General features: G+C 71.2%; 27 protein-coding genes, 1 tRNA gene and 1 riboswitch. Of the genes, 11 read left to right on the top strand and 17 right to left on the bottom strand.

Features of this window, described 5'->3' with window-relative positions; all coding sequences use genetic code 11:
* A partial coding sequence (locus JFN87_RS21755; protein WP_209342434.1) for an SGNH/GDSL hydrolase family protein occupies window positions 1–1,168 on the top strand: 1,168 nt, incomplete at its 5' end.
* A 524-nt stretch (window positions 1,169–1,692) separates the two neighbouring features.
* Here the strand turns inward: JFN87_RS21755 and JFN87_RS21760 are convergent.
* The 4 genes from JFN87_RS21760 to JFN87_RS21775 form a co-directional block, all read right to left on the bottom strand.
* Window positions 1,693–2,502 (bottom strand): DUF1707 SHOCT-like domain-containing protein, encoded by an 810-nt coding sequence (locus tag JFN87_RS21760; RefSeq protein WP_209342435.1) that lies wholly within the window; start codon window positions 2,500–2,502, stop codon window positions 1,693–1,695.
* A 32-nt stretch (window positions 2,503–2,534) separates the two neighbouring features.
* Window positions 2,535–3,575 (bottom strand): ABC transporter ATP-binding protein, encoded by a 1,041-nt coding sequence (locus JFN87_RS21765; protein ID WP_372449267.1) that lies wholly within the window; start codon window positions 3,573–3,575, stop codon window positions 2,535–2,537.
* Between the two features lie 39 nt (window positions 3,576–3,614).
* Window positions 3,615–4,379 carry an ABC transporter permease gene (locus tag JFN87_RS21770; protein WP_209342473.1) on the bottom strand — a complete coding sequence of 255 codons (765 nt, stop codon included), beginning with the start codon at window positions 4,377–4,379 and terminating at the stop codon, window positions 3,615–3,617.
* 70 nt (window positions 4,380–4,449) lie between these two features.
* Entirely contained in the window at window positions 4,450–5,250 is an 801-nt protein-coding gene (locus JFN87_RS21775) for an ABC transporter permease (protein ID WP_209342436.1), read from the bottom strand.
* A 219-nt stretch (window positions 5,251–5,469) separates the two neighbouring features.
* On the opposite strand from JFN87_RS21775, the gene JFN87_RS21780 reads away from it, so the two are divergent.
* Window positions 5,470–7,827, top strand: coding sequence for a transglycosylase domain-containing protein (locus JFN87_RS21780; RefSeq protein WP_209342437.1), 2,358 nt, complete (start codon window positions 5,470–5,472; stop codon window positions 7,825–7,827).
* A gap of 27 nt (window positions 7,828–7,854) precedes the next feature.
* On the opposite strand, the gene JFN87_RS21785 is transcribed toward JFN87_RS21780, so the two are convergent.
* From JFN87_RS21785 to JFN87_RS21795, 3 genes are all read right to left on the bottom strand, one after another.
* The gene (locus tag JFN87_RS21785) at window positions 7,855–8,178 is read right to left on the bottom strand and encodes a DMT family transporter (protein ID WP_209342438.1); all 324 of its coding nucleotides are present in this window, start codon (window positions 8,176–8,178) and stop codon (window positions 7,855–7,857) included.
* Window positions 8,179–8,209: 31 nt separating this feature from the next.
* A riboswitch (guanidine-III (ykkC-III) riboswitch) is annotated at window positions 8,210–8,289 on the bottom strand.
* 86 nt (window positions 8,290–8,375) lie between these two features.
* Complete coding sequence (locus tag JFN87_RS21790; protein ID WP_209342439.1) at window positions 8,376–8,714, bottom strand: GroES family chaperonin; 339 nt, start codon at window positions 8,712–8,714, stop codon at window positions 8,376–8,378.
* 84 nt (window positions 8,715–8,798) lie between these two features.
* Window positions 8,799–9,152: a DUF3618 domain-containing protein gene (locus tag JFN87_RS21795; RefSeq protein WP_209342440.1), complete on the bottom strand. Its 354-nt coding sequence runs from the start codon at window positions 9,150–9,152 to the stop codon at window positions 8,799–8,801.
* Window positions 9,153–9,309: 157 nt separating this feature from the next.
* Between JFN87_RS21795 and bcp the strand changes: the two genes are divergently transcribed.
* From bcp to JFN87_RS21820, 4 genes are all read left to right on the top strand, one after another.
* Complete coding sequence (bcp, locus tag JFN87_RS21800) at window positions 9,310–9,777, top strand: thioredoxin-dependent thiol peroxidase (protein ID WP_209342441.1); 468 nt, start codon at window positions 9,310–9,312, stop codon at window positions 9,775–9,777.
* A gap of 116 nt (window positions 9,778–9,893) precedes the next feature.
* Window positions 9,894–11,396: a glycine betaine/L-proline transporter ProP gene (gene proP / locus JFN87_RS21805; protein WP_209342442.1), complete on the top strand. Its 1,503-nt coding sequence runs from the start codon at window positions 9,894–9,896 to the stop codon at window positions 11,394–11,396.
* Between the two features lie 1,097 nt (window positions 11,397–12,493).
* Entirely contained in the window at window positions 12,494–13,330 is an 837-nt protein-coding gene (locus JFN87_RS34575; protein WP_245180823.1) for an HNH endonuclease, read from the top strand.
* A tRNA-Leu gene (locus tag JFN87_RS21820) sits at window positions 13,287–13,360 on the top strand. The genes JFN87_RS34575 and JFN87_RS21820 overlap by 44 nt, the downstream gene beginning before the upstream one ends.
* A gap of 56 nt (window positions 13,361–13,416) precedes the next feature.
* On the opposite strand, the gene rdgB is transcribed toward JFN87_RS21820, so the two are convergent.
* From rdgB to JFN87_RS21835, 3 genes are all read right to left on the bottom strand, one after another.
* Entirely contained in the window at window positions 13,417–14,019 is a 603-nt protein-coding gene (gene rdgB / locus JFN87_RS21825) for an RdgB/HAM1 family non-canonical purine NTP pyrophosphatase (protein ID WP_209342445.1), read from the bottom strand.
* Between the two features lie 156 nt (window positions 14,020–14,175).
* A complete protein-coding gene (gene rph / locus JFN87_RS21830) occupies window positions 14,176–14,913 on the bottom strand; it encodes a ribonuclease PH (protein ID WP_209342447.1) in 738 nt (245 codons plus the stop codon).
* Between the two features lie 101 nt (window positions 14,914–15,014).
* Entirely contained in the window at window positions 15,015–15,251 is a 237-nt protein-coding gene (locus JFN87_RS21835; protein WP_209342454.1) for a PTS sugar transporter subunit IIB, read from the bottom strand.
* 240 nt (window positions 15,252–15,491) lie between these two features.
* Between JFN87_RS21835 and JFN87_RS21840 the strand changes: the two genes are divergently transcribed.
* Both JFN87_RS21840 and JFN87_RS21845 read left to right on the top strand, forming a co-directional pair.
* On the top strand, window positions 15,492–16,835 hold the full coding sequence (locus JFN87_RS21840) for a PTS transporter subunit EIIC (RefSeq protein ID WP_209342456.1): 1,344 nt from the start codon (window positions 15,492–15,494) through the stop codon (window positions 16,833–16,835).
* 266 nt (window positions 16,836–17,101) lie between these two features.
* On the top strand, window positions 17,102–18,403 hold the full coding sequence (locus tag JFN87_RS21845) for a PTS transporter subunit EIIC (RefSeq protein ID WP_209342458.1): 1,302 nt from the start codon (window positions 17,102–17,104) through the stop codon (window positions 18,401–18,403).
* Between the two features lie 114 nt (window positions 18,404–18,517).
* Here the strand turns inward: JFN87_RS21845 and JFN87_RS21850 are convergent, their stop codons facing one another.
* On the bottom strand, window positions 18,518–19,270 hold the full coding sequence (locus JFN87_RS21850; protein WP_209342460.1) for an MBL fold metallo-hydrolase: 753 nt from the start codon (window positions 19,268–19,270) through the stop codon (window positions 18,518–18,520).
* Between the two features lie 233 nt (window positions 19,271–19,503).
* Between JFN87_RS21850 and JFN87_RS21855 the strand changes: the two genes are divergently transcribed.
* On the top strand, window positions 19,504–19,968 hold the full coding sequence (locus JFN87_RS21855; protein ID WP_209342462.1) for a type II toxin-antitoxin system PemK/MazF family toxin: 465 nt from the start codon (window positions 19,504–19,506) through the stop codon (window positions 19,966–19,968).
* 28 nt (window positions 19,969–19,996) lie between these two features.
* Here JFN87_RS21855 and JFN87_RS21860 read toward each other — a convergent pair whose 3' ends face one another.
* The 6 genes from JFN87_RS21860 to clpS all read right to left on the bottom strand — a co-directional run bounded on the left by JFN87_RS21860 (window position 19,997) and on the right by clpS (window position 23,095).
* Entirely contained in the window at window positions 19,997–20,947 is a 951-nt protein-coding gene (locus tag JFN87_RS21860; RefSeq protein WP_209342463.1) for a PLP-dependent cysteine synthase family protein, read from the bottom strand.
* On the bottom strand, window positions 20,947–21,249 hold the full coding sequence (locus JFN87_RS21865) for a MoaD/ThiS family protein (protein WP_209342464.1): 303 nt from the start codon (window positions 21,247–21,249) through the stop codon (window positions 20,947–20,949). The genes JFN87_RS21860 and JFN87_RS21865 overlap by 1 nt, the downstream gene beginning before the upstream one ends.
* Window positions 21,250–21,413: 164 nt before the next feature.
* The gene (locus JFN87_RS34580; RefSeq protein WP_324604327.1) at window positions 21,414–21,530 is read right to left on the bottom strand and encodes a putative leader peptide; all 117 of its coding nucleotides are present in this window, start codon (window positions 21,528–21,530) and stop codon (window positions 21,414–21,416) included.
* A 100-nt stretch (window positions 21,531–21,630) separates the two neighbouring features.
* Complete coding sequence (locus tag JFN87_RS21870; RefSeq protein ID WP_209342465.1) at window positions 21,631–22,044, bottom strand: M67 family metallopeptidase; 414 nt, start codon at window positions 22,042–22,044, stop codon at window positions 21,631–21,633.
* Window positions 22,045–22,157: 113 nt separating this feature from the next.
* Entirely contained in the window at window positions 22,158–22,790 is a 633-nt protein-coding gene (locus JFN87_RS21875) for a DUF2017 domain-containing protein (RefSeq protein WP_209342466.1), read from the bottom strand.
* Window positions 22,790–23,095 carry an ATP-dependent Clp protease adapter ClpS gene (gene clpS, locus JFN87_RS21880; protein ID WP_307865545.1) on the bottom strand — a complete coding sequence of 102 codons (306 nt, stop codon included), beginning with the start codon at window positions 23,093–23,095 and terminating at the stop codon, window positions 22,790–22,792. The genes JFN87_RS21875 and clpS overlap by 1 nt, the downstream gene beginning before the upstream one ends.
* Before the next feature lie 214 nt (window positions 23,096–23,309).
* Between clpS and JFN87_RS21885 the strand changes: the two genes are divergently transcribed.
* Together JFN87_RS21885 and JFN87_RS21890 are read left to right on the top strand one after the other, a co-directional pair.
* Window positions 23,310–24,638, top strand: a complete 1,329-nt coding sequence (locus JFN87_RS21885) for a nicotinate phosphoribosyltransferase (RefSeq protein WP_209342468.1) — start codon at window positions 23,310–23,312, stop codon at window positions 24,636–24,638.
* A 72-nt stretch (window positions 24,639–24,710) separates the two neighbouring features.
* Window positions 24,711–25,307, top strand: a complete 597-nt coding sequence (locus tag JFN87_RS21890) for an isochorismatase family protein (protein WP_209342469.1) — start codon at window positions 24,711–24,713, stop codon at window positions 25,305–25,307.
* The last annotated feature ends 455 nt before the right edge of the window (window positions 25,308–25,762 follow it).

A 25,762-nucleotide genomic window follows, 5' to 3' on the forward strand; every position in this document is an offset into this window, starting at 1 on the left:
GGCGCCGGCCGCCGCCGGGGCCTGGACGGGCACCTGGGCAGCGGGCGCGGTCGGCGCGGAGCCGGACGCCCCGCACGGGCTGCCCGGCCGCTCGATACGCAACGTGGTGCACACGAGCATCGGGGGGACGGCCGCGCGCGTCACGTTCTCGAACCTGTACGGCACGGCTCCCCTGCTCATCGGCCACGCGTCGGTGGCGGTCGCCGACGCCGGCGGGCCCGCCGCGGTGCCCGGCACGATGCGGCGGCTCACCTTCGGCGGCGAGCGGTCGCTGTCGCGGCGCGTGCCCGTGGGCCGTGAGGTGGTGAGCGACCCGGTGACGCTCCAGGTGCCTGCGGGCACCGACCTGCTCCTCACGCTGTACACACCGGCGGTCGGCGGCGCCGTCACGTACCACTCGCACACGCGGCAGACGTCGTACCTCGCGCGCGGCGACCGCACGGAGGACGCGTCGGGCACGGCGTACGCCACGCCGACGCCGTACTGGCGGTATGTCACCGCCGTGGACGTGCGCAACAGGCGGTCGTCCGGCACGGTCGTCGCGTTCGGCGACTCGATCACCGACGGTGTGGGATCGTCGCCCGGCAGCAACCACCGGTGGCCCGACTTCCTCGCCGCCCGCGTACGCGACAGCGCCTACGGTCACTACGGCGTCGTCGACGAGGGCATCGGCGGCAACCAGGTCCTCAGGGACGCGTCCGCCACCCGCAGCGGGCGGGCCGCGATCACCAGGTTCGGCGAGGACGCGCTGGGACGGCCGGACGTGCGCGCCGTCTTCGTCGACCTCGGGGTGAACGACATCCTGCACGGGCACGAGCGCACCGGCGCGCGGATAGTGACGGGGCTCAGGCAGCTCACACGCCAGGCCCACGCGCACGGGATACGGGTGATCGGCTCGACCCTCACCCCGTTCGGCTCGCACGCGGGGTACAACGCGGTCAAGGAGCGCGCACGGGACCAGGTCAACGCGGCGATCAGGAAGGGCGGGGTGTTCGACTCGGTCGTGGACTTCGACCGGCTGCTGCGCGACCCGAACGCCCCCGGCCGGCTGCGGCCGCGCTACGACTCGGGCGACGGCCTGCACCCGAGCGACGCCGGCTACCGGGCGATGGCGTCAGCGGTCAACCTGCGCGCACTGCTCGGCAGCCACGCCCCGGCGGCAACGTAGCGCGCCCCGCGCGCGACGCCCGCCGCTACGGGGCGCAGCCCCGGCCGCTCCTTACGCGTGGCGGCCCGCCGCCGGCCTGGCGGCGCGCCACTGTCCGCGCGGCGACCCGCAGCCCCGGCCGCTCCCCCGCCGCAGGCGGTGCGGATCCGCCGCCACCGACCCGGCGGGCGCGCCACTGACCGCGCAGTGCGGGCCGCACGCCCTCCTTGCTGAGGCCGCCACGCCCGTCCGGTTGGGCCTCCCCCGCAGGACATCACGGCCCGACCGCGCCCGGCCGAGCGGCGTGCCCCCGCCCGGCCGGGGGTGGCGGGGGCGCGCGCCGCGCGCCCGCAGAGGTCCTTGTCCAGGCCGTCACGGCCGCGCAAACGTCCTGCCCCGCCGCGCCACAGGCGTGCGGATCCGCACGCCTGCGACCAGGCGGCGCGCGCCCAAGCAGTGGGCGGACAGGGCGGCAACGGCCCGCCGCCGTCGGAAGCCTGCCCGCAGGGCAGTACGGGGCGGGCGGGGCGAGGGGCCGCGCGCCCTCAGAGGTCCTTGTCCAAGCCACCGCGGCCGTGCCGCTCGCGGTGCGCGGCCCTGCGCTCCTCGTGGCGGGCCATCCTGTCCTCGTACGTCTCCCGGCCCGCCTCCAGGCGCTCGCGCCTGCGCTCCTCCTTGAGGCGGCGGCGCTCCTCCTTGCGGAGCTTGCGCTCGACGCCGACGCCGCCCATCAGCGCAAAGCCCGTCACGATGACCTTCGGGGAGCCCGGGTCCGGGTCGGCGCCCGGCACGTCGTCCTTGCCGGGCACCTCGCCGAAGCCGCCCATGAATCCAAAGCCGCGCACCTCGACGTCGAGGTCAGGCGGGGCGGTGACCTGCACCCCGCCCATCACGGCGAAGCAGCGGACGACCGTCACCGGCTCCTCGAACCGCGCCTCGCGCAGATCGATCTCGCCGCCGCCCATGAACACCACCGCGAGGAACCGGCGCCCGATCGTCCAGTTGCCCTTGCGCCCGAAGCCGCCCATGACACCGAACGCGCCCGTGGACGTGGCGGGGCCGCGCCCCACCCGGTCCGCCCACGCACCCTCGGCGCCGTGCGCCGTCGAGGCGGCGACACCCGCCGCCTTCGCGGCGGCCGGCCGCGGCAGGTCGCGCACCAGCGGCACCAGGTCACCGTGCGTACGCGCCCGGTACGCGAGGCCCAGCCGCTCGTCGAACTCCTCCATGTCGAGCCGGCCCTCGGCCATCGCCTCGCGCAGCCGCTCCGCGATCTGCTCGCGTTCCGCGTCCGACGCCCTCGTCTCCGGCGAATGGCCCTCGGACCCGCGGCGATCGGGCAGTTCACTCGTCATACGAGTCAGCGTAGCCAACCGCGACGACCCCGTCATACGGTCGTACGGTCCTCAGGAACCGTCGCGCCCTCCACGTACATCTTCGCGATGACGGTCTCGATGTCCGGCTCCCGCACCGACAGGTCGACCAGCGGGTAGGCGGCCGCCACCCGGGCGACGAGCGGCGCCGCCGACCCCGTCGCGGGGAACGCCAGGTACTGGCGCGGCCCTTCCACCCGCACCACCCGTACGTCCGGCACATCCGGCAGCTCGATCGGCGCCGTCTCGCGCTCCAGGTCGACCACGAGCGTGCGCTCGCTGCCGCCGACCTCGTGCAGCCCGGCCGGCGGGCCGTCGTACAGCAGCCTGCCGTGGTCGATCACCATCACGCGCCCGCAGAGCTGCTCGATGTCCTGGAGGTCGTGCGTCGTGAGCAGCACCGTCGTGCCGTGCTCCGCGTTCAGGTCGCGCAGGAACTCCCGCACCTTGGCCTTGGAGATGACGTCGAGCCCGATGGTCGGCTCGTCCAGGTACAGCACGTCCGGGTCGTGCAGCAGGGCGGCCGCGATGTCGCCGCGCATCCGCTGGCCGAGCGAGAGCTGCCTGACGGGCACGTCCAACAGTGCGCCCAGGTCGAGCAGTTCGACGCAGCGTTCCAGGTTGGCGCGGTAGCGGGCGTCCGGCACCCGGTACATGCGCTGGGCCAGCCGGTAGGAGTCGATCAGCGGCAGGTCCCACCAGAGGGTCGTGCGCTGGCCGAACACGACGCCGATGCGCGAGGCCAGCCGCGCGCGCTCACGCGAAGGGTCGATGCCGGCGACACGCACCCGGCCGCCGCTGGGCGTCAGGATGCCCGTCAGCATCTTGATCGTCGTCGACTTGCCGGCGCCGTTGGGGCCGATGTAGCCGACCATCTCGCCGCGCGCCACGCGGAAGCTGATGCCGTCCACCGCCCGCACGCGCCGCTTCTCTCGGCGGAAGGCGCCGACGCGCCGGCGCACGTCGAACACCTTCTCCAGGCCGTCCAGCGCGATGAACCCGTCCGCCGCGTCCTCCATGTCCTCTATGTCCTCCATGTCCTCCATGTCCTCCATAGGCTTCCCCTTCCGTCCCTCGCCCGTGTCCGCCACGCCTCAACTGCCTGTGCTGCGATACGCCCTGACGCCCTTGCGCCACGCCAGGCCCGCCACCGCGCAGCACGCCGCGCCCACCGCCGGCGCCAGGAAGCCCACCCAGTCCGGCATCCCCAGCGGCAGCGGGCGGCCCAGCACGTACAGCGCGGGCAGCCAGTTGACGAACGCCAGCGGCACGACGAAGACGACCCCGCGCACCAGGTCCTTGGCGAACAGCCCCGGCGGGTACTGGAGCAGCGCCGTGCCGCCGTACGTGAACGCGGACTGCACCTCGGCCGCGTCCTGCGCCCAGAACTGGAACGCCGCGCCCGCCACGAACACCGCGGCGAAGATCAGCCCGCCGCACACCAGCATCACCGGCACCAGGACCACGCGCGCCACGTCCCAGTCGATGTCCGCGGCGCCCAGCGCGTACCCCAGGACGGCACCGCCCTGGACGACCCTGCCGACCCGCCGCAGCGAGAAGCGGTCCGCGGCCACCTGGGCGAGCACCGGAGCAGGGCGCAGCAGCAGCACGTCGAGCGTGCCGTCGCGCACGCGCGCGCCCACGCGATCCACCGAACCCATCACGAGGTCGCAGAGGCCGAAGGCCGTCGCCGACGTGCCGTAAAGGAACGCCACTTCGGGCAGCGAGAAACCGCCGAGCGCGTCGACCTGCGTGAACATCAGGAGGATCGTCACGAAGTCGAAGGCGGTGGCGGCGAAGTTGCCGAAGGCCGTGACGGCGAAGGACACCCGGTACGTCAGCTGCGACCTGATGCCCATCACCGCGATCAGCCGGTACGCCCGCACGCCGTCGCAAAGCTGCCGCCACGCCAGGGCGCGGGGTGAGCCGTCAGCCACCCTGGACCACCACCCTCCGCGTCGCGGCCGCCTGGAGCAGGCGGCCGAGCGCCAGCAGCGCGGCCGCCCAGCCGGCCTGGAAGGCGTACGCGCCCAGCGTCCCCCAGCCACCGCGCGTGCCGAGCAGCACATCGGCCGGGAGCTGGAGCATCGACGACCACGGCAGGGCGCGCGCGATCTCGCCGAGCAGCCCGGGGAAGGCGTTCAGCGGCAGCAGCATCCCCGACCAGAACGTGGCCGCCAGCCCGGCCACCTGCGCCGCGCCCTTGCCGTCGAGCAGCCAGAACGCCGCGAGCGCCACGAGGTAGCGGATCGCGAAACTCACCACGAGCCCGAGCAGCACGGCCAGCAGGAAGGCGGCCCACACCAGCGGGTTCACGGGCAGCGCCAGGTCGAAGAAGAACGCGCCCGCGAACAGCGGGACGACGCCGCGCGCGGCCACCTGGTAGAGCGCCCTGCCGAGGTCCTGGGCAAGCCACCACAGTTGCAGGTCGGCCGGCCGGTACAGGTCGATGGCGATGTCGCCGGTGCGGATGCGCTCCGCCAACTCGTCCTCGAAGCCGCCGCCCATGATGGCGGTGGCCGCGAGCAGCCCCTGCCCGATCCAGACGTACGTGACGGCCTGCGGCAGCGTGTAGCCGCCGAGGTGCGGACGCAGGTGCCAGAGGGCGACGTACGTGTAGGCGATGATCAGGCCGAAGACGATGTTCGTGAACAGGCCCGCCACGGTGGCCACCCGGTACGTCGCGTACCGGCGCAACGAGCCGGTGGCCACGAGCACGTACAGCCGCACGGCAGCCCCTTCCCATCACGTCGCGAACGGTCCCGGGACATCCGAGCGAGCGCACGACCCTAGCCCAACGGGGTGGGCGGCGGCGACCGAATAAACGGCGCGGACCGGCTGCCGGACATCCACCGTTCCGACCGTGTTTCATGGGAATCCGCAGTGTTCACGGGATATATACGAGTAAGCGCCCACACGACACGAGCCTGCCGAGGAGGCCTCCCGCGGATGAGTGACGAGCCCTCACGACAGGACGGGGACCCGGGCGACCCCCCGGGCGGCGACGGCGGCCCCTCCGGAGCCACGCCCGGAGGAGCCACACCGGCAGGAGCCACGCCCGCCGCGGACGCCACCCCGCCGAGCAAGTCGAAGCGCCGCCCCCGGCGCACAGGCTGGCGCAGGCTCGTCCCGACCTGGCGCATGGTGCTCTTCACCGTCGTCGCGGTCGTCGTCATCGTGGTCGGCGGTTTCGTCGCCGGCTACAAGCTCGTCGACATCCCGCCCGCCAACGCCGCCGCCACCGCGCAGTCGAACGTCTACCTGTACGCGGACGGCACGCAGATCGCCCGCGACGGCGACATCAACCGGGAGAACGTGCCACTCGCGCAGGTGCCCAAGACCGTTCAGCGCGCGGTGCTCGCCGCCGAGGACCGCGGCTTCTACAGCGAGCCCGCCGTCGACCCGCCCGGCATGGTGCGCGCCGCCTGGAACACCGTCACGGGCAAGGGGACGCAGGGCGGTTCGACCATCACCCAGCAGTACGTCAAGAACTACTACCTCGGGCAGCAGCAGACCGTCGTCCGCAAGGCCAAGGAGTTCTTCATCGCGGTCAAGCTCAACCGCGAGAAGTCCAAGCGGCAGATCCTCCAGGGCTACCTCAACACCAGCTACTTCGGCCGCAACGCGTACGGCGTCCAGGCCGCGGCGCAGGCCTACTACGGGGAGAACATCGACAAGATCGACACCGCACAGGGCGCCTACCTGGCCTCCCTGCTCAACGCGCCCAGCGAGTTCGACGTCATCGCCCACCCGGAGAACACGTCCGCGGCCAAGGCCCGCTGGAACTACGTGCTGGACGGCATGGTCAAGGAGCACTGGCTGACCGAGGCGGCACGCGCCAAGCTGTCCTTCCCCACCCCGACGCGCTCGGGCCCCTCGACCGCGGGCCTGACGGGGCAGCGCGGCTACATCGTCCGCGCCGTCAAGGACTACCTCGCGGGCCGCAGGATCCTCGACGAGGACACCCTCGCGAGTGGCGGCTACCGGATCACCACCACGCTCCAGAAACCCCGGCAGGACGCGCTGGTCAAGGCGGTCGACGACAACGTGAACTCGAAGCTGTCGAAGGACCGGGACGCCGACCGCGACGTCCGCGTCGGCGGCGCGTCCATCGACCCGGCCACGGGGGACGTCGTGGCGATGTACGGCGGCATCGACTACACCAAGCAGTACGTGAACAACGCGACCCGGCGCGACTTCCAGGTCGGCTCGACGTTCAAGCCGTTCGTACTCGCCGCCGCGCTCCAGAACGGCTCGCACACGCAGGACGGCGACCTCATCACGCCGAACACCACCTACAACGGCGACAACCACCGCATGGTGCAGGGCCCGAACGGCCCCACCGGCTACGCGCCGGCCAACGAGGACGACCACGACTACGGCGACATCGACGTCCGCACGGCCACCAACAAGTCCGTCAACGCCGTCTACGCCCAGATGGCCGAGGACGTCGGCCCGTCCACCGTCGAGCAGACGGCGATCAGCCTCGGCCTCCCCGCCTCCACCCCCGACCTCACCGCCACCCCGTCCATCGCGCTCGGACCCGCCACCGCGAGCGTCCTCGACATGGCGCAGGCGTACGCGACGCTCGCGAACCACGGCATGCGCGAGGACTACACGCTCGTCGCGCGGATCACCAAGAACGGCGCGGCCGTCGCACTGCCGAAGCGGTCGCCGGCGCAGGCCGTCAGCAGGCAGGCGGCCGACACCACCACGTCGGTCCTGCGCACCGTCGTCGACAGCAGGGGCGGCACCGGCACGGCGGCACGGGCTGCGGGCCGGCCGGCCGCGGGCAAGACGGGCACGGCGGAGAACGACAAGGCCGCCTGGTTCGCCGGCTACACACCGGACCTGACGACCGTCGTCGCGCTGATGGGCGCCGACCCGAAGAGCGCACGGCACGAGCCGCTGTACGGGGCGCTCGGCCTGGGACGCGTCAACGGCGGCGGCCCGTCCGCGCAGATCTGGGCGCAGTACACGGCGGCGGCGCTCAAGGACAGCCCGGTGCGGAACTTCGACCTGCGTCTCCTGCCGGACGCGGCGCAGCACCACAAGCCCTCGGGCGCGCCCCCCGACGAGCCCAGCGGCACGGACACTTCCCAGCCGCCCGCGACGGACGGCACCGACACGGGTGGCGACGGTACGGGAGGCACCGGCACGACGGGAGGCGACTCCACGGGCGGCGACTCCGCAGGAAACACCGACGGAGGGGACACCGGCGACACCGGGGACACCGGCGGCACGGACGGCGGTGACGGCGGTGACGGCGGCGGCTCGACGGACAGCGGTGGCGCGACCGGCACATAGCAGGCGGGAAGTAGCCGCCCACGGCGGCTACTTCCCGCCCGAGGTGGCCTCAAGGCCCACCACCGACACCACCAGCAGGCACACGAAGAAGATGCGCGCCGCGGTCACCGGCTCGTGCAGCGCCACCATGCCGACCACCGCCGCACCGACCGCGCCGATCCCGACCCACACGCCGTACGCGGTACCGATCGGCAGCGACTTCGCCGCCTGCGCCAGCAGCAGCATGCTCGCGACGACCCCGGCGACGGTGATCACACTCGGCCACAGCCGGGTGAACCCGTCACTGAACTTCAGGCCGATGGACCAGACGATCTCCAGCAGTCCGGCCACGAAAAGGAGAACCCACGCCACGACGACACCTCCGGAAGAGCACACACGGACAGGTGCGTCGTCTTTGCGTTTTCGCCATCGGGAGCCCGGTACGGCGCGTCTCGTCGGGGCTGCATCCGACCGTAGCAAAGCCGCCACCGCGGGGCCGCCGGAACAGCACGAAGGCCCGGTGACCTCGATCACCGGGCCTTCGCCGTGTCGTACCCGCGACCAGCGGCCTACAGATAGAGCCCCGTGGCGTCCACCGCGCCCTCGAACCGGTCGGCGGCCACCGCGTGCAGGTCGCGCTCGCGCATCAGCACGTAGGGGACGCCGCGCACCTCGACCTCCGCGCGGTCCTCCGGGTCGTACAGCACCCGGTCACCCGGCTCGACCGTCCGCACGTTCTGCCCGACGGCGACCACCTCAGCCCAGGCCAGCCTCCTGCCGACCGCCGCGGTCGCCGGGATCACGATGCCGCCGGAGGAACGCCGCTCACCCTCCGGGATGTCCGTCCTGACCAGCACACGGTCATGGAGCATCCGGATGGGCAGCTTCTCGTGGGTGTTGTCGCTCACGGCCACGAACCTACCTGGCGCGGCCGCCACCCGGCGCCACAGGGGTGGCAGGCTCTCCTGCCACACCCGGCGCGCCGCGGCGGGTCACTTCCGGCGGCGCCGCACCGACACGGTGAGCAGCCCCACCACGCCGACCATCACCAGCGCCACCGGCACCACGCGCGCCAGCCGCGGCGAACCGTCGTCGCCGACGAACTGCGCCTTCACGTCCGAGACCGTCCGGTTCACGGCGACGAACGCACGGCCGGCCGTCTGATCCACGGTGGAAGCCACCCGGGCCTTGGCGTCGCCCATGACCGTCTTGGGATGCACGCGCACCCCGATCTCGTCGAGCGTCTCGGCAAGCTTGCCCCGCCGGCGGACGATGTCCGCCTCGATCTGCGCAGGGGTCCTCGCATCGGCATCCGACACCGCGCCGCCTCCGTCGTCCCTCGTCATATCCGGTTCACCTTCGTCGACAGTCTGTCAGTACAACCGCATCCGCACCCGGCGGCACCCCCTATTACGCTCGGCGGCGTACGCCCCGGCGTGACGACACGCGCGGCGCGGTGTACGAGTACCGCTTCCCCGCCTCGGCCCGAATACGGAGAGACCCATGACCGAACGCCTCGCACCCGGCGACATCGCCCCCGCCTTCACCCTCCCCGACGCGGACGGCAACGACGTCTCGCTCGCCGACCACAAGGGCCGCAAGGTCATCGTCTACTTCTACCCGGCCGCGCTGACCCCCGGCTGCACGAAGCAGGCGTGCGACTTCACCGACAACCTCGACGTGCTGGCCGGGGCCGGATACGACGTCATCGGTGTGTCTCCTGACAAGCCGGAGAAACTTGCGAAGTTCCGGGACAAGGAGAACCTGAAAGTGACACTCCTCGCCGATCCCTCGAAAGGCGTCCTCGAGTCGTACGGAGCGTTCGGCGAGAAGAAGATGTACGGAAAGACGGTGACGGGGGTCATCCGTTCGACGATCGTCGTGGACGAGGAGGGAAAAGTGGAGCGCGCCCTCTACAACGTGCGGGCCACAGGCCACGTGGCGAAGATCATCAAGGACCTGGGAGTCTGACGGGTCCTGCCCGCGGCATGTGACCGGGGTCGCACTTGCGTGCGACCCGGGTTTGCGGACGCTTCGAGCGCGCAGAAGGTTCCATTGGACTCTGTTGTACGCAGAAAGGAACCCGCATGGCCGGCCAGGATTACCAGGAAACGGCCGACCCGGCTGCGGTCCGGCGACACCCCACTCTCTTCCGCACCATCAAACAACGCCGCAATCCGCGTCTTCGCAGATCGGACATCACGGTCACGGACGAGGCGGCCGTCAAACGCGCCGTGAAAGCGGCCGCTCTCGGTAACGCCATGGAGTGGTACGACTTCGGCATCTACAGCTACATGGCGGGGACGATCGGCAAGGTCTTCTTCCCCGGCGGCAGCGGCACCGTCCAGCTGCTGCTGACGTTCGCCACCTTCGCCATCTCCTTCCTGGTCAGGCCGCTCGGCAGCGTCGTGCTCGGCCCGCTCGGGGACAAGCTGGGCAGGCAGCGCATCCTCGCGCTGACCATGCTGATGATGGCCTTCGGCACGTTCTTCATCGGAGTCCTGCCCTCGTACCACTCCATAGGCCTGTGGGCGCCGGCGCTGCTGATCCTGCTGCGCCTGGTGCAGGGCTTCTCCACCGGCGGCGAGTACGGCGGCGCCTCGACGTTCATCGCCGAGTACGCGCCCGACAAGCGCCGCGGGTTCTTCGGCAGCTTCCTCGAGTTCGGCACGCTCGCCGGCTACGTGGGCGCGGCCGGCCTCGTCACGCTGCTGACGGTCACGCTGGGCGACAGCGGCCTGCAGAGCTGGGGCTGGCGCCTGCCGTACCTGCTGGCGGCCCCGCTCGGCATCATCGGCCTCTACCTGCGGCTGAAGCTGGACGAGACCCCCGCGTTCCAGAAGCTCGCCAGCGAGAACACGCACGTGAGGGCCTCGGAGGCGGCCGACGCCGTCGAGACCACCACCAAGGGCGACCTGGGCAGGATCTTCCGCGACTACTGGCGGCCGCTGGTGCTGTGCGTCGCGCTCGTCGCCGCGTACAACATCACGGACTACATGCTGCTGTCGTACATGCCGACGTACCTCTCGGACGAACTCGGCTACGGCACCACCCACGGCCTCCTCATCCTGCTGGGCGTGATGGTGGCGATGATGCTGCTGATCAACCAGGTGGGTCGACTCAACGACCGGTTCGGCAGGAAACCGCTGCTGCTCGCCGGCATGCTGGGATTCCTGGTGCTGTCCATACCGGCGTTCCTGCTGATCAGGGACGGCAGCATCATCCTGATCATCGTCGGGCTCGCCATGCTGGGCCTGTCCCTGCTGTGCCTCCTCGGCACGATGTCGGCGGCGCTCCCGGCACTCTTCCCGACCCAGGTGCGCTACGGCGGCCTGTCGATCGGCTACAACGTCTCGACGTCCCTCTTCGGCGGCACGACACCGCTGGTCATCACGGCCCTGATCGACGTGGGCGGCACGAACCTGATGCCGGCGTACTACGCGACGGGCGCGGCCATCGTGGGCGTCATCGCGGTCCTCTGCATGAAGGAAACGGCCCAGCGCCCCCTGGAGGGCTCGCCGCCCTCGGTCTCCACCGCGGAGGAAGCCGCGGAACTGGCCCACGAACAGGCCCCTGAGCCGCGCTTCTGAGCGGCACCTCCCCGCCTCTTTCCGTACGCCCCGGCGCGCCACCCAGCGCACGCCGGGGCGTACCGCTGTACGCCGCGCCCCAGGTCGCCGGTGACCCCACCTCTCCGTTCTCGTTCTCCAGTGCGAGGCGCCGAACGTGCGCCCGAGAACGGAGTGAGAACATGGCGCCCCGCAGATTGACCCGTGAGTTGCTTACGCAGGCGGCTCGGGCCACGAAGACATGGGATGACGCGGTCCGCTGGTGCGGTGGCGTCCCGACCCGTGGCAGCAGGCGTCACCTCCGGTCGAGGATGGCCGCCGAGGGCATAGACACGTCCCACTTCCCCAGCAACCGGGTCCGTCACACCGAGGCCACGCTCAGGCGACTCGCGGCGGAGTCCACGAGCGTGGCGGAGGTCGTACGGCGCTTGGGCATCAGTCCGGTGGGCGGCAACCAGGCGCACATAGGCCGGCGGATCAGGGCGCTCGGTATCGACACGAGTCACTTCGCACGACGCCCGAGGAAGCGCGGCAACAGGACGCCGCAGGAGAGGCTGGTGCTGGGCTCGGCCGTCGACGGGCGCACACCTGGAGAAGCGCTGCGGCGATGGCTTGTGCTGTCCGGCAGGCCGGAAACATGCGCGATGTGCGGCACGCCCGGCGAATGGCACGGAAGGCCGCTTCGCCTCCAGGTGGACCACAGGGACGGTCGCTGGTGGGACAACCGACCCGAGAACCTGCGCCTGCTCTGCCCCAACTGCCACGCGGTCACGGACACCTTTCGCGGCCGCCGCAGAGAGGGCACCGCAGAAGGCCGGCCGCCCCTGGCCCGGACCGATCTCAGCCGAGCGGTGGCCGAAGCGGGCAGCATGGTCGAACTTCTCCGGCTCCTGCGCACGCCGGACTCGGAAGGGGCCAGGGCACGAGTACGACGCGACATGGCCGTATACGGCCTCGACTCCTCGCACTTCACCGGCCAGGGCACCCACAGGAATCCCTCGCGCGCCCGCCTGTCCGCGGAGGCGATCCTCAGCCGCTCGCGACCGGGCACTCCCCGCCGGAAGACATACATGCTGCGCAGGGCTTTGAGTGAGCTCGGCGTCGAAGCGGTGTGCGTGATGTGCGGGCTCGGCGGCCTGTGGCGGGGCAGGAGGCTCGTCCTGGAGATCGACCACATCAATGGCGACCGGCTCGACAATCGCATCGAGAACCTGCGCTATCTGTGCCCTTCGTGCCACACGCAGACGGTCACATACGGTGGCAGCGGAGCACCTCGCCGCTCCAAGGGCGTCGTCGCGCCGAAGCACCGCCCGGCGGCGAGGCGGGTTGCCGCCCCTGTCGTACCGCGACCTCGCAAGCCGGAACCGACAGAGCAGGAACGAGCCGAGCTGGAAGCCGCCGTCGCCGACTCCGCCGGCTGGGCGGATCTCGCCCGGAGGCTCGGGCTGCGGGCCAGCACGGGCAGGAGGCGGACGCTGCAGAAGCGAGTGAGCGACTCGGGTCTGGACACGAGCCACTTCAAACAGCGCAGTGCTTGGCGCACCTACACGGACGACTCGATCGCCGAGGCGGTGGCATCGTCCGAGTCGATGCGAGGAGTGGTCGACAAGCTGTGCGTCCGGGTCAGCGTCGGCGCACTCGCCCACATCGCGCGCCGCATCGAAGCCATGGGCATCGAGACCGGTCACCTCACGGACGTCCACGACGGCGCGCAGGAGCTGCCGTTCGCGAGGGAGGAGCTGAGGTCGGCCGCTGCCTCCTGCCGCAGTGTCCGTGAGGTCGCGCGCCGACTGGGCGTCTCGGACGACACCCGATCGCGGAAGGCGCTGGCCAGAATGCTGGAGAAACACGGCTTGGTCCTGAGACCCGACGACCGCGGGCAACCTTCTGCCGCTAGCATGGCGCAGCGAAGCGCCTGTACTCCAACTGGCAGAGAGACTAGTTTTAGGAACTAGGGGTTCTCGGTTCGAATCCGAGCAGGCGCACAAGGTAAATAGAGACCTCTGCCTTCACTTCGAAGGCAGAGGGCTCTATTGCGCAGTCAGCCCGCCAGCTCGGCGATCGCCGGGATCAAGGCGCGGAAGGCCTTGCCGCGGTGGCTGATCTCGTTCTTCTCCCGCGGGGAGATCTCCGCGCAGGTGCGGTCGTGGCCGTCGGGCTGGAGGATCGGGTCGTAGCCGAAGCCGTTCGCGCCCGCGGGGGCGGTGCGGAGCGTGCCGCGGAGTTGGCCTTCGACCACGCGTTCCGTGCCGTCGGGGAGTGCGAGGGCTGCGGCGCAGGCGAAGTGGGCGGCGCGGTGGGGGTCGGAGATGTCGCCGAGCTGGGCGAGGAGCAGGTCGAGGTTGGCCTGGTCGTCGCCGTGGCGGCCGGCCCAGCGGGCGGAGAAGATGCCGGGGGCGCCGCCGAGTACGTCGACGCAGAGTCCGGAGTCGTCCGCGATGGCGGGGTGGCCGGTGGCCTGCGCGAGGGCGTGGGCCTTGAGCAGGGCGTTCTCGGCGAAGGTGACGCCGGTCTCCTTGACGTCGGGGACCTCGGGGTAGGCGTCGGCGCCGACGAGTTCGTGGGGGAGGCCGGCGTCGGCGAGGATGGCGCGGAGTTCGGTGATCTTTCCGGCGTTGCGGGTGGCGAGGATCAGGCGGGTCATGCGGTCCAACCTATCCGCCGCCCGCCGTGCCCCGTCCGGACCCGGCCCGGACCCGGCCCGTCCGTCGCGTCCGGCCCGCACGTGTGGACGGGCGCACCGCTTTCGCTGTGCGCCCGTACCAGGTATGACGTTCGAGAGACGTTCTTGGTTCCCGCTTTACCTTTCGAGGTCGGCGGCGAGCACCTCGTTCTGGATGCGTGCCAGGTCGGCGCAGCCCGCCGTGGCGAGGTCGAGCAGGGAGTTGAGTTCGGCCCGGTCGAAGGGCTCGGCCTCGGCGGTGCCCTGGATCTCGACGAAGCGTCCGTCGCCGGTGCAGACGACGTTCATGTCGGTCTCGGCGCGCACGTCCTCCGCGTAGCAGAGGTCGAGGAGGGGCGTGCCGTCGACGATGCCGACGCTGATGGCGGCGACGGTGCCGGTGAGTGGCTTGCGGCCGGCCTTGACGATCTTCTTGCCCTGGGCCCATGCGACGGCGTCGGCGAGGGCGACGTAGGCGCCGGTGATGGCGGCGGTGCGGGTGCCGCCGTCGGCCTGGAGGACGTCGCAGTCGAGGACGACGGTGTTCTCGCCGAGTGCCTTGTAGTCGATGACGGCGCGCAGCGAGCGGCCGACGAGGCGGCTGATCTCGTGGGTGCGGCCGCCGATCCTGCCGCGTACGGATTCGCGGTCGCCGCGTGTGTTGGTGGAGCGGGGCAGCATCGAGTACTCGGCGGTGACCCAGCCTTCGCCGCTGCCCTTGCGCCAGCGCGGCACGCCTTCGGTGACGCTCGCGGTGCAGAGGACCTTGGTGTCGCCGAAGGCGACGAGGACGGAGCCCTCCGCGTGCTTGCTCCATCCGCGTTCGATGGTGACGGGGCGGAGCTGGTCGTGGGTTCGGCCGTCGATACGAGACATGGCGCCGAGCCTATCGGGCGCGTGGAGGTGTTTCGTCCGGGTGCGAGGGGGCGGGGGGGCAGCCGTTCCCCGGGCGCCGGGGAGCGGCGTGGGCCGCGCCGTCAGTCCATCATGTCCTCGATGTCGGAGGCGATGGGGTCGGCGTCGGTGCCGATGACGACCTGGATGGCGGTGCCCATCTTGACGACTCCGTGGGCGCCCGCCGCCTTGAGCGCGGCCTCGTTGACGAGGGAGGCGTCGGTGACCTCGGTGCGCAGGCGGGTGATGCACCCCTCGACCTCGACGATGTTGTCGAGTCCGCCGAGTCCGGCGACGATCTTCTCAGCCTTGCTGGCCATTGGCTTCTCCCTGGGTCACTGAGGTGCCGGCGTACCGGCGGAGCGGTGTACGCACACGTCCGCGCACACGCCCGCATGTCTTCGTACCGACGTATCACCATTTTGGATATTCCCGCACGGTAACGCACGGTTGGCCCATCTCTCCGGGCGCGTCACCGCCCAGTGCCGAAGGATGTCGATCATCGGCGGATCGCGAGCATTCCGCAACTGGTCTACACCATTATTGCCGGGAGGGATTCCATGAGTGTCGACGGGGCGGCACTGGCGCCGTCCGCGAGCCCTGCGGCGCCGCCGCCCAAGCCCTGGTGGAACACCCTGTTCCAGGGTCTGCAGAAGATGGGCAGGAGTCTCCAGCTCCCGATCGCCGTGCTGCCGGCCGCCGGCATCCTGAACCGGCTGGGCCAGCCGGACGTCTTCGGCGCGGACGGCCTCGGCTGGGACGGTGTCGCGAAGGTCTTCGCGGCCGGCGGCGGCGCGCTGCTCGACTCGTCGCTCGGCCTGCCGCTGCTGTTCTGCATCGGTGTGGCGATCGGCATGGCGCGGAAGGCGGACGGTTCGACGGCGCTCGCCGCGGTCACCGGCTTCCTGGCGTACTACGCCGTGCTGCACGCGTTCCCCCTCGGCTGCGCCGGCGGCTCGACGTACACGGGCGCCGGCATCTGGTCGGGTGTCTGCGTGGACCCGCGCGGCACGGCGGTGACGCAGGCGGCCTACCAGAACCCGGGCGTCTTCGGCGGGATCGTGATGGGCCTGCTGACGGCGTGGCTGTGGCGGCGCTTCCACCGGGTGAAGCTGGTGGACTGGCTCGGCTTCTTCAACGGCCGGCGCCTCGTGCCGATCATCATGGCGTTCGTCGGCCTCACGGTCGGCTCGCTGGCCGTGGGGGTGTGGCAGCCGATCGGTGACGGGCTGACGGCCTTCTCCAAGTGGCTGGTGGACGCGGGCTCGTGGGGCTCGGGGATCTTCGGCGTGGCCAACCGCGGGCTGCTGGTGTTCGGGCTGCACCAGTTCCTGAACACGTTCGTCTGGTTCCAGTTCGGCACGTACACGGAGCCGGACGGCACGGTGGTGCACGGCGACGTGAACCGGTTCCTCGCGGGCGACCCGACGGCGGGCCAGTTCACCACGGGCTTCTTCCCGATCATGATGTTCGCGCTGCCCGCGGCAGCGCTGGCGATCTACCACTGCGCCAGGCCGCACCGCAGGAAGGCGGTGGGCGGCCTGATGCTGTCGGTGGCGCTGACGTCCTTCGTGACGGGCGTCACCGAGCCGATCGAGTACTCGTTCCTCTTCGTCGCGCCGCTGCTGTACGCGGTCCACGCGGTGCTGACCGGTGTGTCGATGTTCGTGAGCTGGCAGCTGGGCGCGAAGGACGGCTTCAGTTTCTCGGCGGGGCTGATCGACTACGTCATCAACTGGGGTCTGGCGACGAAGCCCTGGCTGCTGATCCCGATCGGGCTCGCTTTCGGGGTGGTCTACTACACGCTCTTCCGGGTGCTCATCACGAAGCTGAACCTGCCGACACCCGGCCGGGAGCCCGACGATCCCGATGACCCCGACGATCCCGAGAATTCCGAGGCGTGAGCCGGGCCACATTTCGGCGGCGCTCCCGTTGGTACGGCGGGGTTCGGGCGGGCTCCGCTTCCCGTGTGGCGAATGCCTCATCACACCGCTGACCTGCGGTGGCTTCGCCCGGTTACGCTTCAGCAGAGATCTTTATGCAGTCCATATGCGAGGGTTCCACGACGGAGCCACCCCGTGTTACAACAGGTCTAAACCACTGAATGGTTTAGACCTGTTTTTCATGGGGCGGGTGTGTGCGCCGCGTTCCCTGTGCATGGAGGAAGTTGATGAGTACGGCCACCGCCCCGGCGGCCCCCGCGAAGAAGCGGGGCTCCGGACTGTTCCAGGGGCTCCAGAAGGTGGGCCGCAGCCTCCAGCTGCCGATCGCCGTGCTGCCCGCGGCCGGCCTCCTGAACCGGCTCGGCCAGCCGGACGTCTTCGGCGCCGACGGCCTCGGCTGGGACAACGTCGCAAAGGTCTTCGCGGGCGCCGGCGGCATGCTGCTCGACGCGTCGCTCGGCCTGCCGCTGCTGTTCTGCATCGGTGTGGCCATCGGCTTCGCCAAGAAGTCGGACGGCTCCACCGCGCTCGCCGCGATCGTCGCCTTCTTCACGTACTACGCCGTGATCCACCAGTTCCCGATCAAGGACGGGATGGGCGGGGCCACGTACATATCCAACGGCCTGCTGTCCGGCGAGTGGCAGAAGGGCTCCGTCGTCACCAACGCGTCCTTCCAGAACCCCGGCGTGCTCGGCGGCATCGTCCTCGGCCTGCTGACCGCGGTGATCTGGCAGCGGTTCCACCGCACCAAGCTGGTCGACTGGCTCGGCTTCTTCAACGGCCGGCGCCTGGTCCCGATCATGATGGCGTTCGTCGGTACGGCGCTCGGCGTCGTCGCCGTGGTGGGCTGGCAGCCCATCGGCGACGCGATCACCAGCTTCGGCAACTGGATCACCGGTCTCGGAGCCGTGGGCTCCGGCATCTTCGGCCTCGTCAACCGCGGCCTGATCCCCATCGGCATGCACCAGTTCGTCAACACGGTGGCCTGGTTCCAGCTCGGCGACTTCACCAATGGGGCGGGCGTCGTCTCGCACGGCGACATCAACCGCTTCCTCGCGGGCGACCCGAGCGCCGGCCTGTTCACCTCCGGCTTCTTCCCGATCATGATGTTCGGCCTGCCGGCTGCCGCGCTCGCGATGGCGCACACCGCGCGCCCCGAGCGCCGCAAGGCCGTGCTCGGCATGATGCTGTCGCTCGCCGCGACCTCGTTCGTCACCGGTGTCACCGAGCCGATCGAGTTCTCGTTCATGTTCATCGCGCCGCTGCTGTACGGGCTGCACGCGGTGCTGACGGCCATTTCGATGTTCGTGACGTGGTCGCTGGGCGTGCACGACGGCTTCACGTTCTCCGCGGGCGTCATCGACTACGCGCTGAACTGGAACCTCGCGACCAAACCCTGGCTGATCATCCCGATCGGGCTGGTGTTCGGCGTCGTGTACTACGTGGTGTTCCGCTTCGTGATCGTGAAGTTCGACCTCAAGACCCCGGGTCGTGAGCCGGACGACGAGGTCGAGGACCTCACCAAGTAGTCCACGTCACCAAGTAGTCCGCGTATACGTCCACGTTCACGTGACGTACGAAGGCGTCCGCGGCTCCCAGGGAGCCGCGGACGCCTTTCGCGTGCGCTGTGTCTCGCGCGTGCGTCAGATCTCGTAGACCGCGCCCGGCACCGCGAGTTCCGACGGCCCGTCGTAGGCCTCGCGCGCGTCCGCGAGGTTGCGCCGCGCGTCCGTCCACGGCGGTACGTGCGTCAGCACCAGGCGCTTCGCGCCCGCGCGCGCGGCGTGTTCGCCGGCCTCCCTGCCGTTGAGGTGGAGGCCCTCGATGTCCTCCTTGCCGTACGTGAAGGCCGCTTCGCACAGGAACAGGTCGCTGTCGCGCGCCAGCCCGACCAGCGCCTCGTCGGCGCCCGTGTCCGCGGAGTAGGCGAGGGACGTGCCGCCGTGCTCGACGCGGACGCCGAACGTGTCGACGGGATGGGCCATCCTCTCGGTGCGCAGGGTCAGCGGGCCGATCTCGAACACGCCAGGCTTCAGGGTGCGGAAGTCGAAGACCTCGCTCATCGACTTCTCGCTCGGGGTGTCGTCGTAGGCGGTGGTCAGCCGCTGCTCCGTGCCCTCGGGACCGTAGACGGGGATGGCGTCGCAGCGCCCGCCCTCGTACCGGTAGTAGCGGGCGACGAAGTACGCGCACATGTCGATGCAGTGATCGGCGTGCAGGTGGCTCAGGAAGATCGCGTCGAGGTCGTAGAGACCGATGTGGCGCTGCAGCTCTCCGAGGGCTCCGTTGCCCATGTCGAGGAGCAGCCGGAAGCCGTCGGCCTCTACGAGGTAGCTGGAGCAGGCCGATCCCGCGGCGGGGAAGGAGCCCGAGCAGCCGACGACGGTGAGCTTCATGGAGCGTGAACCTCCGTGGCGTTCATGGGTGGGCGACGGGGGTCGATCTGTCACGGAGCGTACGCATAGGGTGACGGTCCGTGCGGGTCGCGCTGTTCAACGGGGGTCGTGCGGGGGCCTTTCGATCTGTCGAGCGTAAGGCGCGAAGAGAGCGGTCGCTTCCCCACAGCGGCGCGTTGTGGGGGAAGTCACCGGCAAGACCACTCTTCCCGGTGTCCGGGTACCGTCAGGTCATGACGTCGTGGTGGTGGGTGGCGCTGATCGCCGTGGTGGCCGTCGCGTTCATCGCCTCGTTGGTGGACGGGCGGGTACGGGCGAACGAGAGCCGCAGGCAGCGGCGCGAGCGCATGCGGTCGCGGCCGCCGGGCCGCTCCGATGTCCGGCGCGCGGGCAGGCCGCGGCCCGGGGAGATCTGGTGGGCCGAGGTGCCCTACGAGGACGGCCCCGGCTCGAAGGACCGGCCGTGCCTGGTGCTGGCGGTGCGCGGGTCGAGCGTGAAGGTCGCCAAGATCACCACGAAGCACCACGCGGACCGGCCGGGCGTGATCCCGCTGCCCGCGGGCGCGGTCGGCGACAGCCGGGGGCGGCCGAGCTTCCTGGAGACGGACGAGGTGCGCGAGGTGCGGGCGAGCGCGTTCCGCAGGCGCGCCGGGGCGGCGGACCCCGCCCTGTGGGACCGGGTACGCCGCCTCGTCTGACGGAGCGGGTTCACGCGATGGGGCGGGCTCACGCCCAGAGCTGGCCCTGGAGGGTCTCGATCGCCTCTTCGGTGGTGGCGGCCGTGTAGACGCCCGTGGAGAGGTACTTCCAGCCGCCGTCGGCGACGACGAACACGATGTCGGCGCTCTCCGACGCGGCGACGGCCTTCTTGCCGACGCCGAGCGCCGCGTGCAGCGCGGCTCCGGTCGACACGCCCGCGAAGATGCCCTCCTGCCGCAGGAGTTCGCGGGTGCGGGTGACGGCGTCGGCCGAGCCGACGGAGTAGCGGGTGGTCAGCACCGAGGCGTCGTACAGCTCGGGCACGAACCCCTCGTCGAGGTTGCGCAGCCCGTAGACGAGGTCGTCGTAGCGCGGCTCGGCGGCGACGATCTTGACGTCGGGCTTCTTCTCGCGCAGGTAGCGGCCGACGCCCATCAGCGTGCCCGTCGTGCCGAGCCCGGCAACGAAGTGGGTGACGGACGGCAGGTCGGCGAGGATCTCGGGGCCCGTCGTCGCGTAGTGCGCGCCCGCGTTGTCGGGGTTGCCGTACTGGTAGAGCATCACCCAGTCGGGGTTGCGTTCGGCGAGCTCCTTGGCGACGCGCACGGCGGTGTTGGAGCCGCCCGCGGCCGGGGACGGCACGATCTCGGCGCCCCACATGCCGAGGAGGTCGCGGCGCTCCTGCGAGGTGTTCTCCGGCATGACGCACACCATGCGGTAGCCCTTGAGCCTGGCCGCCATGGCGAGGGAGATGCCGGTGTTGCCGCTGGTCGGTTCGAGGATCGTGCAGCCGGGCGTGAGCCTGCCGTCCTTCTCGGCCTGCTCCACCATGTGCAGGGCGGGCCTGTCCTTGACGGATCCTGTCGGGTTGCGGTCCTCGAGCTTGGCCCAGATCCGCACGTCGGCGGAGGGCGACAGGCGCGGCAGCCGCACGAGGGGCGTGTTGCCGACGGCCGCGATGGGTGCGTCGTACCGCATCAGGCCATGCGCTTTTCGAGCGCTCCGCCGGCCACGGCCGGGAGGATGGTGATGCTGTCGCCGTCGCCGACCTTCGTCTCGATGCCGTCGAGGAAGCGGACGTCCTCGTCGTTGAGGTACACGTTGACGAAGCGGCGCAGCTGGTCGCCCTTGTCGGCGTCCACGATGCGGTCCCGGATGCCCGCATGGCGGGTGTCGAGGTCGGTGAAGAGCTCGGCGAGGGTGGAGCCGCTGCCCTCCACGGCCTTGGCCCCACCGGTGTACGTGCGGAGGATGGTCGGGATGCGGACCTCGATGGCCATGGCGTCGGTCTCCTGTCGTCCTGTCGGGCGGTGCCTGCTGGAGGGCGTTCCTGGGGATTTCCGGGGTGCCCCGGTGGTGACGCGCGGCGTCGGCGCCCCCGTACGAGGGGCGTGGCCGCGATGGGTGCGCGGGGTTGAGCGAGTGACCCGCGCGGGAGCCGGACTCAGCCGGCCGCGCCGGCGGGACAGATGGCGCTCGCCAGGCGGCACAGGTCGACGTGCAGCCGCGCAACGAGCAGCGGCGTGCTCGGCGTCTTGTCACTCACGTCAGGGGGAACCATGCGGTCATCGTATCGATTCCCGGTCCCGGTTCCCGCGTGTGATCCCGCATCGCGGACAGTGAGCGTTCGCGATGCGGACAGGAGGTCTCCGCGGGCCATCTCAGACGACCTCGACGTCCTCCTCGGTGACCTCGCCGTCCACGATGCGGTACGAGCGGAACTGGAACGGGCCCGCGTCGTCGGCGTCCGCGGTGGAGACGAGGACGTAGTGGGCGCCCGGCTCGTTGGCGTAGGAGATGTCCGTGCGCGACGGGTACGCCTCGGTCGCGGTGTGCGAGTGGTAGACGACCACCGGCTCCTCGTCGCGGTCGTCCATCTCGCGGTACAGCTTCAGCAGGTCACCGGAGTCGAACTCGTAGAACGTGGGCGAGCGTGCGGCGTTCAGCATGGGGATGAACCGCTCGGGCCTGCCGCTGCCGGCCGGGCCCGCGACCACGCCGCACGCCTCGTCGGGGTGGTCACGCCGCGCGTGCTCGACGATCCGGTCGTGCAGATCCTGGGTGATGGTCAGCATGGGGGAAATATAAGCGGGGCCCCTGGGGAGCCCACCAGGGCGTCGGTTCGGGGCCCTGGCCGGCAGCTCAGGGCATCAGCGGCTCAGGGCATAGGGCATAGGGCATCAGCGGCTCAGGGCATCAGCGTCTCGATGAGCGTCTCCTGGAGCGCCCCGAGCCACAGGTACGCCATCACCATCGGCTTGCGCGGGTCCGAGTCGGGCAGCCGGTAGAGCTCGCCGCCCTCGTCCTCGTCGGTCACCTCCAGGCGGGTGCCGATGGTGAGCCTGAGGTCGTTCAGCGTGCCCAGCCACTGCTGCGACTCGTCGGGGGTCAGCTTCAGCACGCCGCCGCCCGAACCGTCGTCGGACACGCCGTCCAGGGTCCTGATCACGGCGAGCGCGTCGGTGCGCTTGCGGCCGCGCAGGTCGTTCTCCGTGAAGCGGCGGAACTCGGCCGAGTAGTCGCGCAGTTCGTCGGCCTCCTTTCCCGACTTCCCGGCCGTGCCGGACTCCCCGGGCTTCCCGTCCTCGTCCGGCGCCCCGTACGCGTCGGGGAACAGGCGCCGCAGCGCGGGGTCGGACGGTGGCTCGCTCGGGCCCTCGGTGAACAGGGAGGCGAGCGGGTCGTCGCTCTCCGCCGGGTCCTCGCCCGGGCCGATCAGCTCGGCGAGTTGCAGCGTGAGGGAGCGGAGGATCGAGATCTCGACGTCGTCGAGCGCGACGGCCGCCCCGCCGCCGGGCACCGGGTCGAAGTGGCCGGCCATCAGTCGCGGTCCTGGGAGAGGGTCGCCCACAGGCCGTAGCCGTGCATCGCCTGCACGTCGCGCTCCATCTCCTCGCGGGTGCCGCTCGAGACGACGGCGCGGCCCTTGTGGTGGACGTCGAGCATCAGCTTGTTCGAGACCTCTTTCGAATACCCGAAGTACGTCTGGAAGACGTAGGTGACGTAGCTCATCAGGTTCACCGGGTCATTGTGGACGATGGTCACCCAGGGCACGTCGGGTTCGGGAACGACGGCGGCTTCCTCCGCCGACTCTGGTCGTGTGATCTCGGTCGGAGCAACACTCACGGTTCGGGACGACCTTCTCTTCCATGCCGGATGCCCTGCGTTCACGGTGTGCCGCGATTCACAGCCTCGGGTACCCATGCTGCCACCCGGGGCGCCTCGCCGCACAAACGACCCCGGGACCCGCCGGGCGGGTCGTGCGGTGGCCTGCCGCGACCGGCCGCGACCGGCCGCTAGAAATCGTCACTCTGACGAGTAATGGGGGTAGCATCGTCATATGACCACTCCGGACCTGGGGCTGCCGGTGGACGTGCCCTCCACCGCCCTGTTCACCGACCAGTACGAACTCACGATGCTGCAGGCCGCGCTGCGCGGCGGCACGGCCGACCGCCACTCGGTGTTCGAGGCGTTCACCCGGCGCCTGCCGGAGGGCAGGCGCTACGGCGTGGTGGCGGGCACGGGCCGTGTGCTGGACGCGGTGGAGAACTTCCGCTTCGACCCGGGCGTCCTCGGGTTCCTGCGCGAGCAGCACATCGTGGACGAACGGACGCTCGACTGGCTGGCCGGCTACCGCTTCACGGGCGACATCTGGGGCTACCCCGAGGGCGAGGTGTACTTCCCCGGTTCGCCGATCCTGCGCGTCGAGGGGTCGTTCGCCCAGTGCGTGGTGCTGGAGACGGTGATCCTCTCGATCCTCAACCACGACTCGGCGATCGCGGCGGCCGCCTCACGGATGTCGGCGGCGGCCGGCGGGCGCGGGCTGATCGAGATGGGCGCGCGGCGCACGCACGAGCTGAGCGCGGTCGCCGCGGCGCGCGCCGCGTACGTCGGCGGCTTCGACTCCACGTCCGACCTCGCGGCCGGCTTCCGGTACGGGATCCCGACGGTCGGCACGAGCGCCCACGCGTTCACGCTGCTGCACGACTCGGAGCGTGACGCGTTCCAGGCGCAGGTCGACTCGCTGGGACGCTCCACGACGCTGCTCGTCGACACCTACGACGTGACGGAGGCCGTGCGCACGGCCGTGGAGATCGCGGGGCCCGACCTCGGCGCCGTACGGATCGACTCGGGCGACCTGCTGCTGGTCGCACACCGGGTGCGCCAGCAGCTCGACGACCTGGGCGCGGTGAACACCAAGATCGTCGTCACCTCCGACCTGGACGAGTACGCGATCGCGTCGCTCGCGGCGGCTCCGGTGGACGCGTACGGCGTCGGCACGCAGCTGGTCACCGGCAGCGGGCACCCGACCTGCTCGATGGTCTACAAGATCGTCGCCCGTGGCCGGTCGGCCGACCCGGACGGGCCGCTGCAGGCCGTCGCGAAGAAGTCCCTGGGCGGGAAGGCGTCGGTCGGCGGCCGCAAGTGGGCGGCGCGCAGGCTGGACGGCGAGGGCGCGGCGGAGGCCGAGGTCGTCGGCACCGGCCCTGTGCCGCGTGACCTGGCCGGCCGCGAGCTGCTGGTGCGGCTGGTCAAGGGCGGCGAGATCGTCACGCGCGAGCCGCTCGACGCGGCGCGCGAGCGGCACATCGCGGCACGGGCGGGGCTGCCGATGTCGGCGGTGCAGTTGTCGCGGGGCGAACCGGTGATTCCTACGGAATTCGTGTGACGATATGCGCTATGGCATGAACAGAGAGTGCCCGGGAAGAGATGAGTGGGGACGGATGGGGGAACTGCGGCCATGCATCGCGCACTGATCGTCGTCGACGTGCAGAACGACTTCTGCGAGGGCGGCAGCCTCGCGGTGTCCGGCGGCGCGGATGTGGCCGCCGCGATCACGGAGCTCATCGGCCAGGCCACGGCGGGTTACCGGCATGTCGTGGCCACCCGCGACCACCACATCGACCCGGGCGGCCACTTCGCGAAGCCGCCGGCGACGCCGGACTACGTGCACGGCTGGCCCGTGCACTGCGTGGCCGGCACGGAGGGCGTGGGCTTCCACCCGAACTTCGCGCCCGCGGTGGCCTCGGGCGGGATCGGCGCCGTCTTCGGCAAGGGCGAGTACGCGGCCGCGTACAGCGGCTTCGAGGGCCGCGACGAGAACGACACGGCGCTGGCCGACTGGCTGCGGGCGCGCGAGGTCACGGAGGTCGACGTGGTGGGCATCGCCACGGACCACTGCGTACGCGCCACGGCCCTGGACGCGGCGCGCGAGGGCTTCAGGACCCGCGTCCTGCTCGACCTCACGGCGGGCGTGGCCCGCGACACGACGGACGCGGCGCTCACGCAGCTGCGCGCGGCGGGCGTCGGACTCACGGGCAAGCCGGTCGTCCGCTAGCCCTCCGCCGCCGCCGCGCGGCGAGGGACGCCGGGCCCGTGAGCGCCGGTCCTCCCCCGGCCGCACGCCGCTTCGGCCGCCCCGGCCAAGCCACCCCCGGGCAGCGGGGCCGCAGCAGACGGCCCGCCGGAAACCTCGTGGCCGAGGCACGAGGCCGGAGCGCCGGGCCCGCGGCCGAGCCGCACATCCGCCTGGACGACGCGCTGTGGCCGCGCCCCGGGAGGGCGGCACGCGGTACAGCCCCAGGGAAGGACGCCCCCGAGGCCGGGTACGGCACCTCGCGGCGGTCGGTGCAGCCGGGACCGGCCCCTCGGGGCCGGAGCACCCGGAGCCGGGGCCAGACGGGAGGCCCCCGGCGGGCGCTCCCCACGCCCGTGGCGGTGCGCGCCGGGGCCACGGAGCTGGACGGGCGCCGCAGGCCCGCACTGCCGGCGCTCCCACGGCGAGCGCCCAGA

It is taken from the genome of Streptomyces montanisoli (genome assembly GCF_017813245.1).
Taxonomy (GTDB): Bacteria; Actinomycetota; Actinomycetes; order Streptomycetales; family Streptomycetaceae; genus Streptomyces; species Streptomyces montanisoli.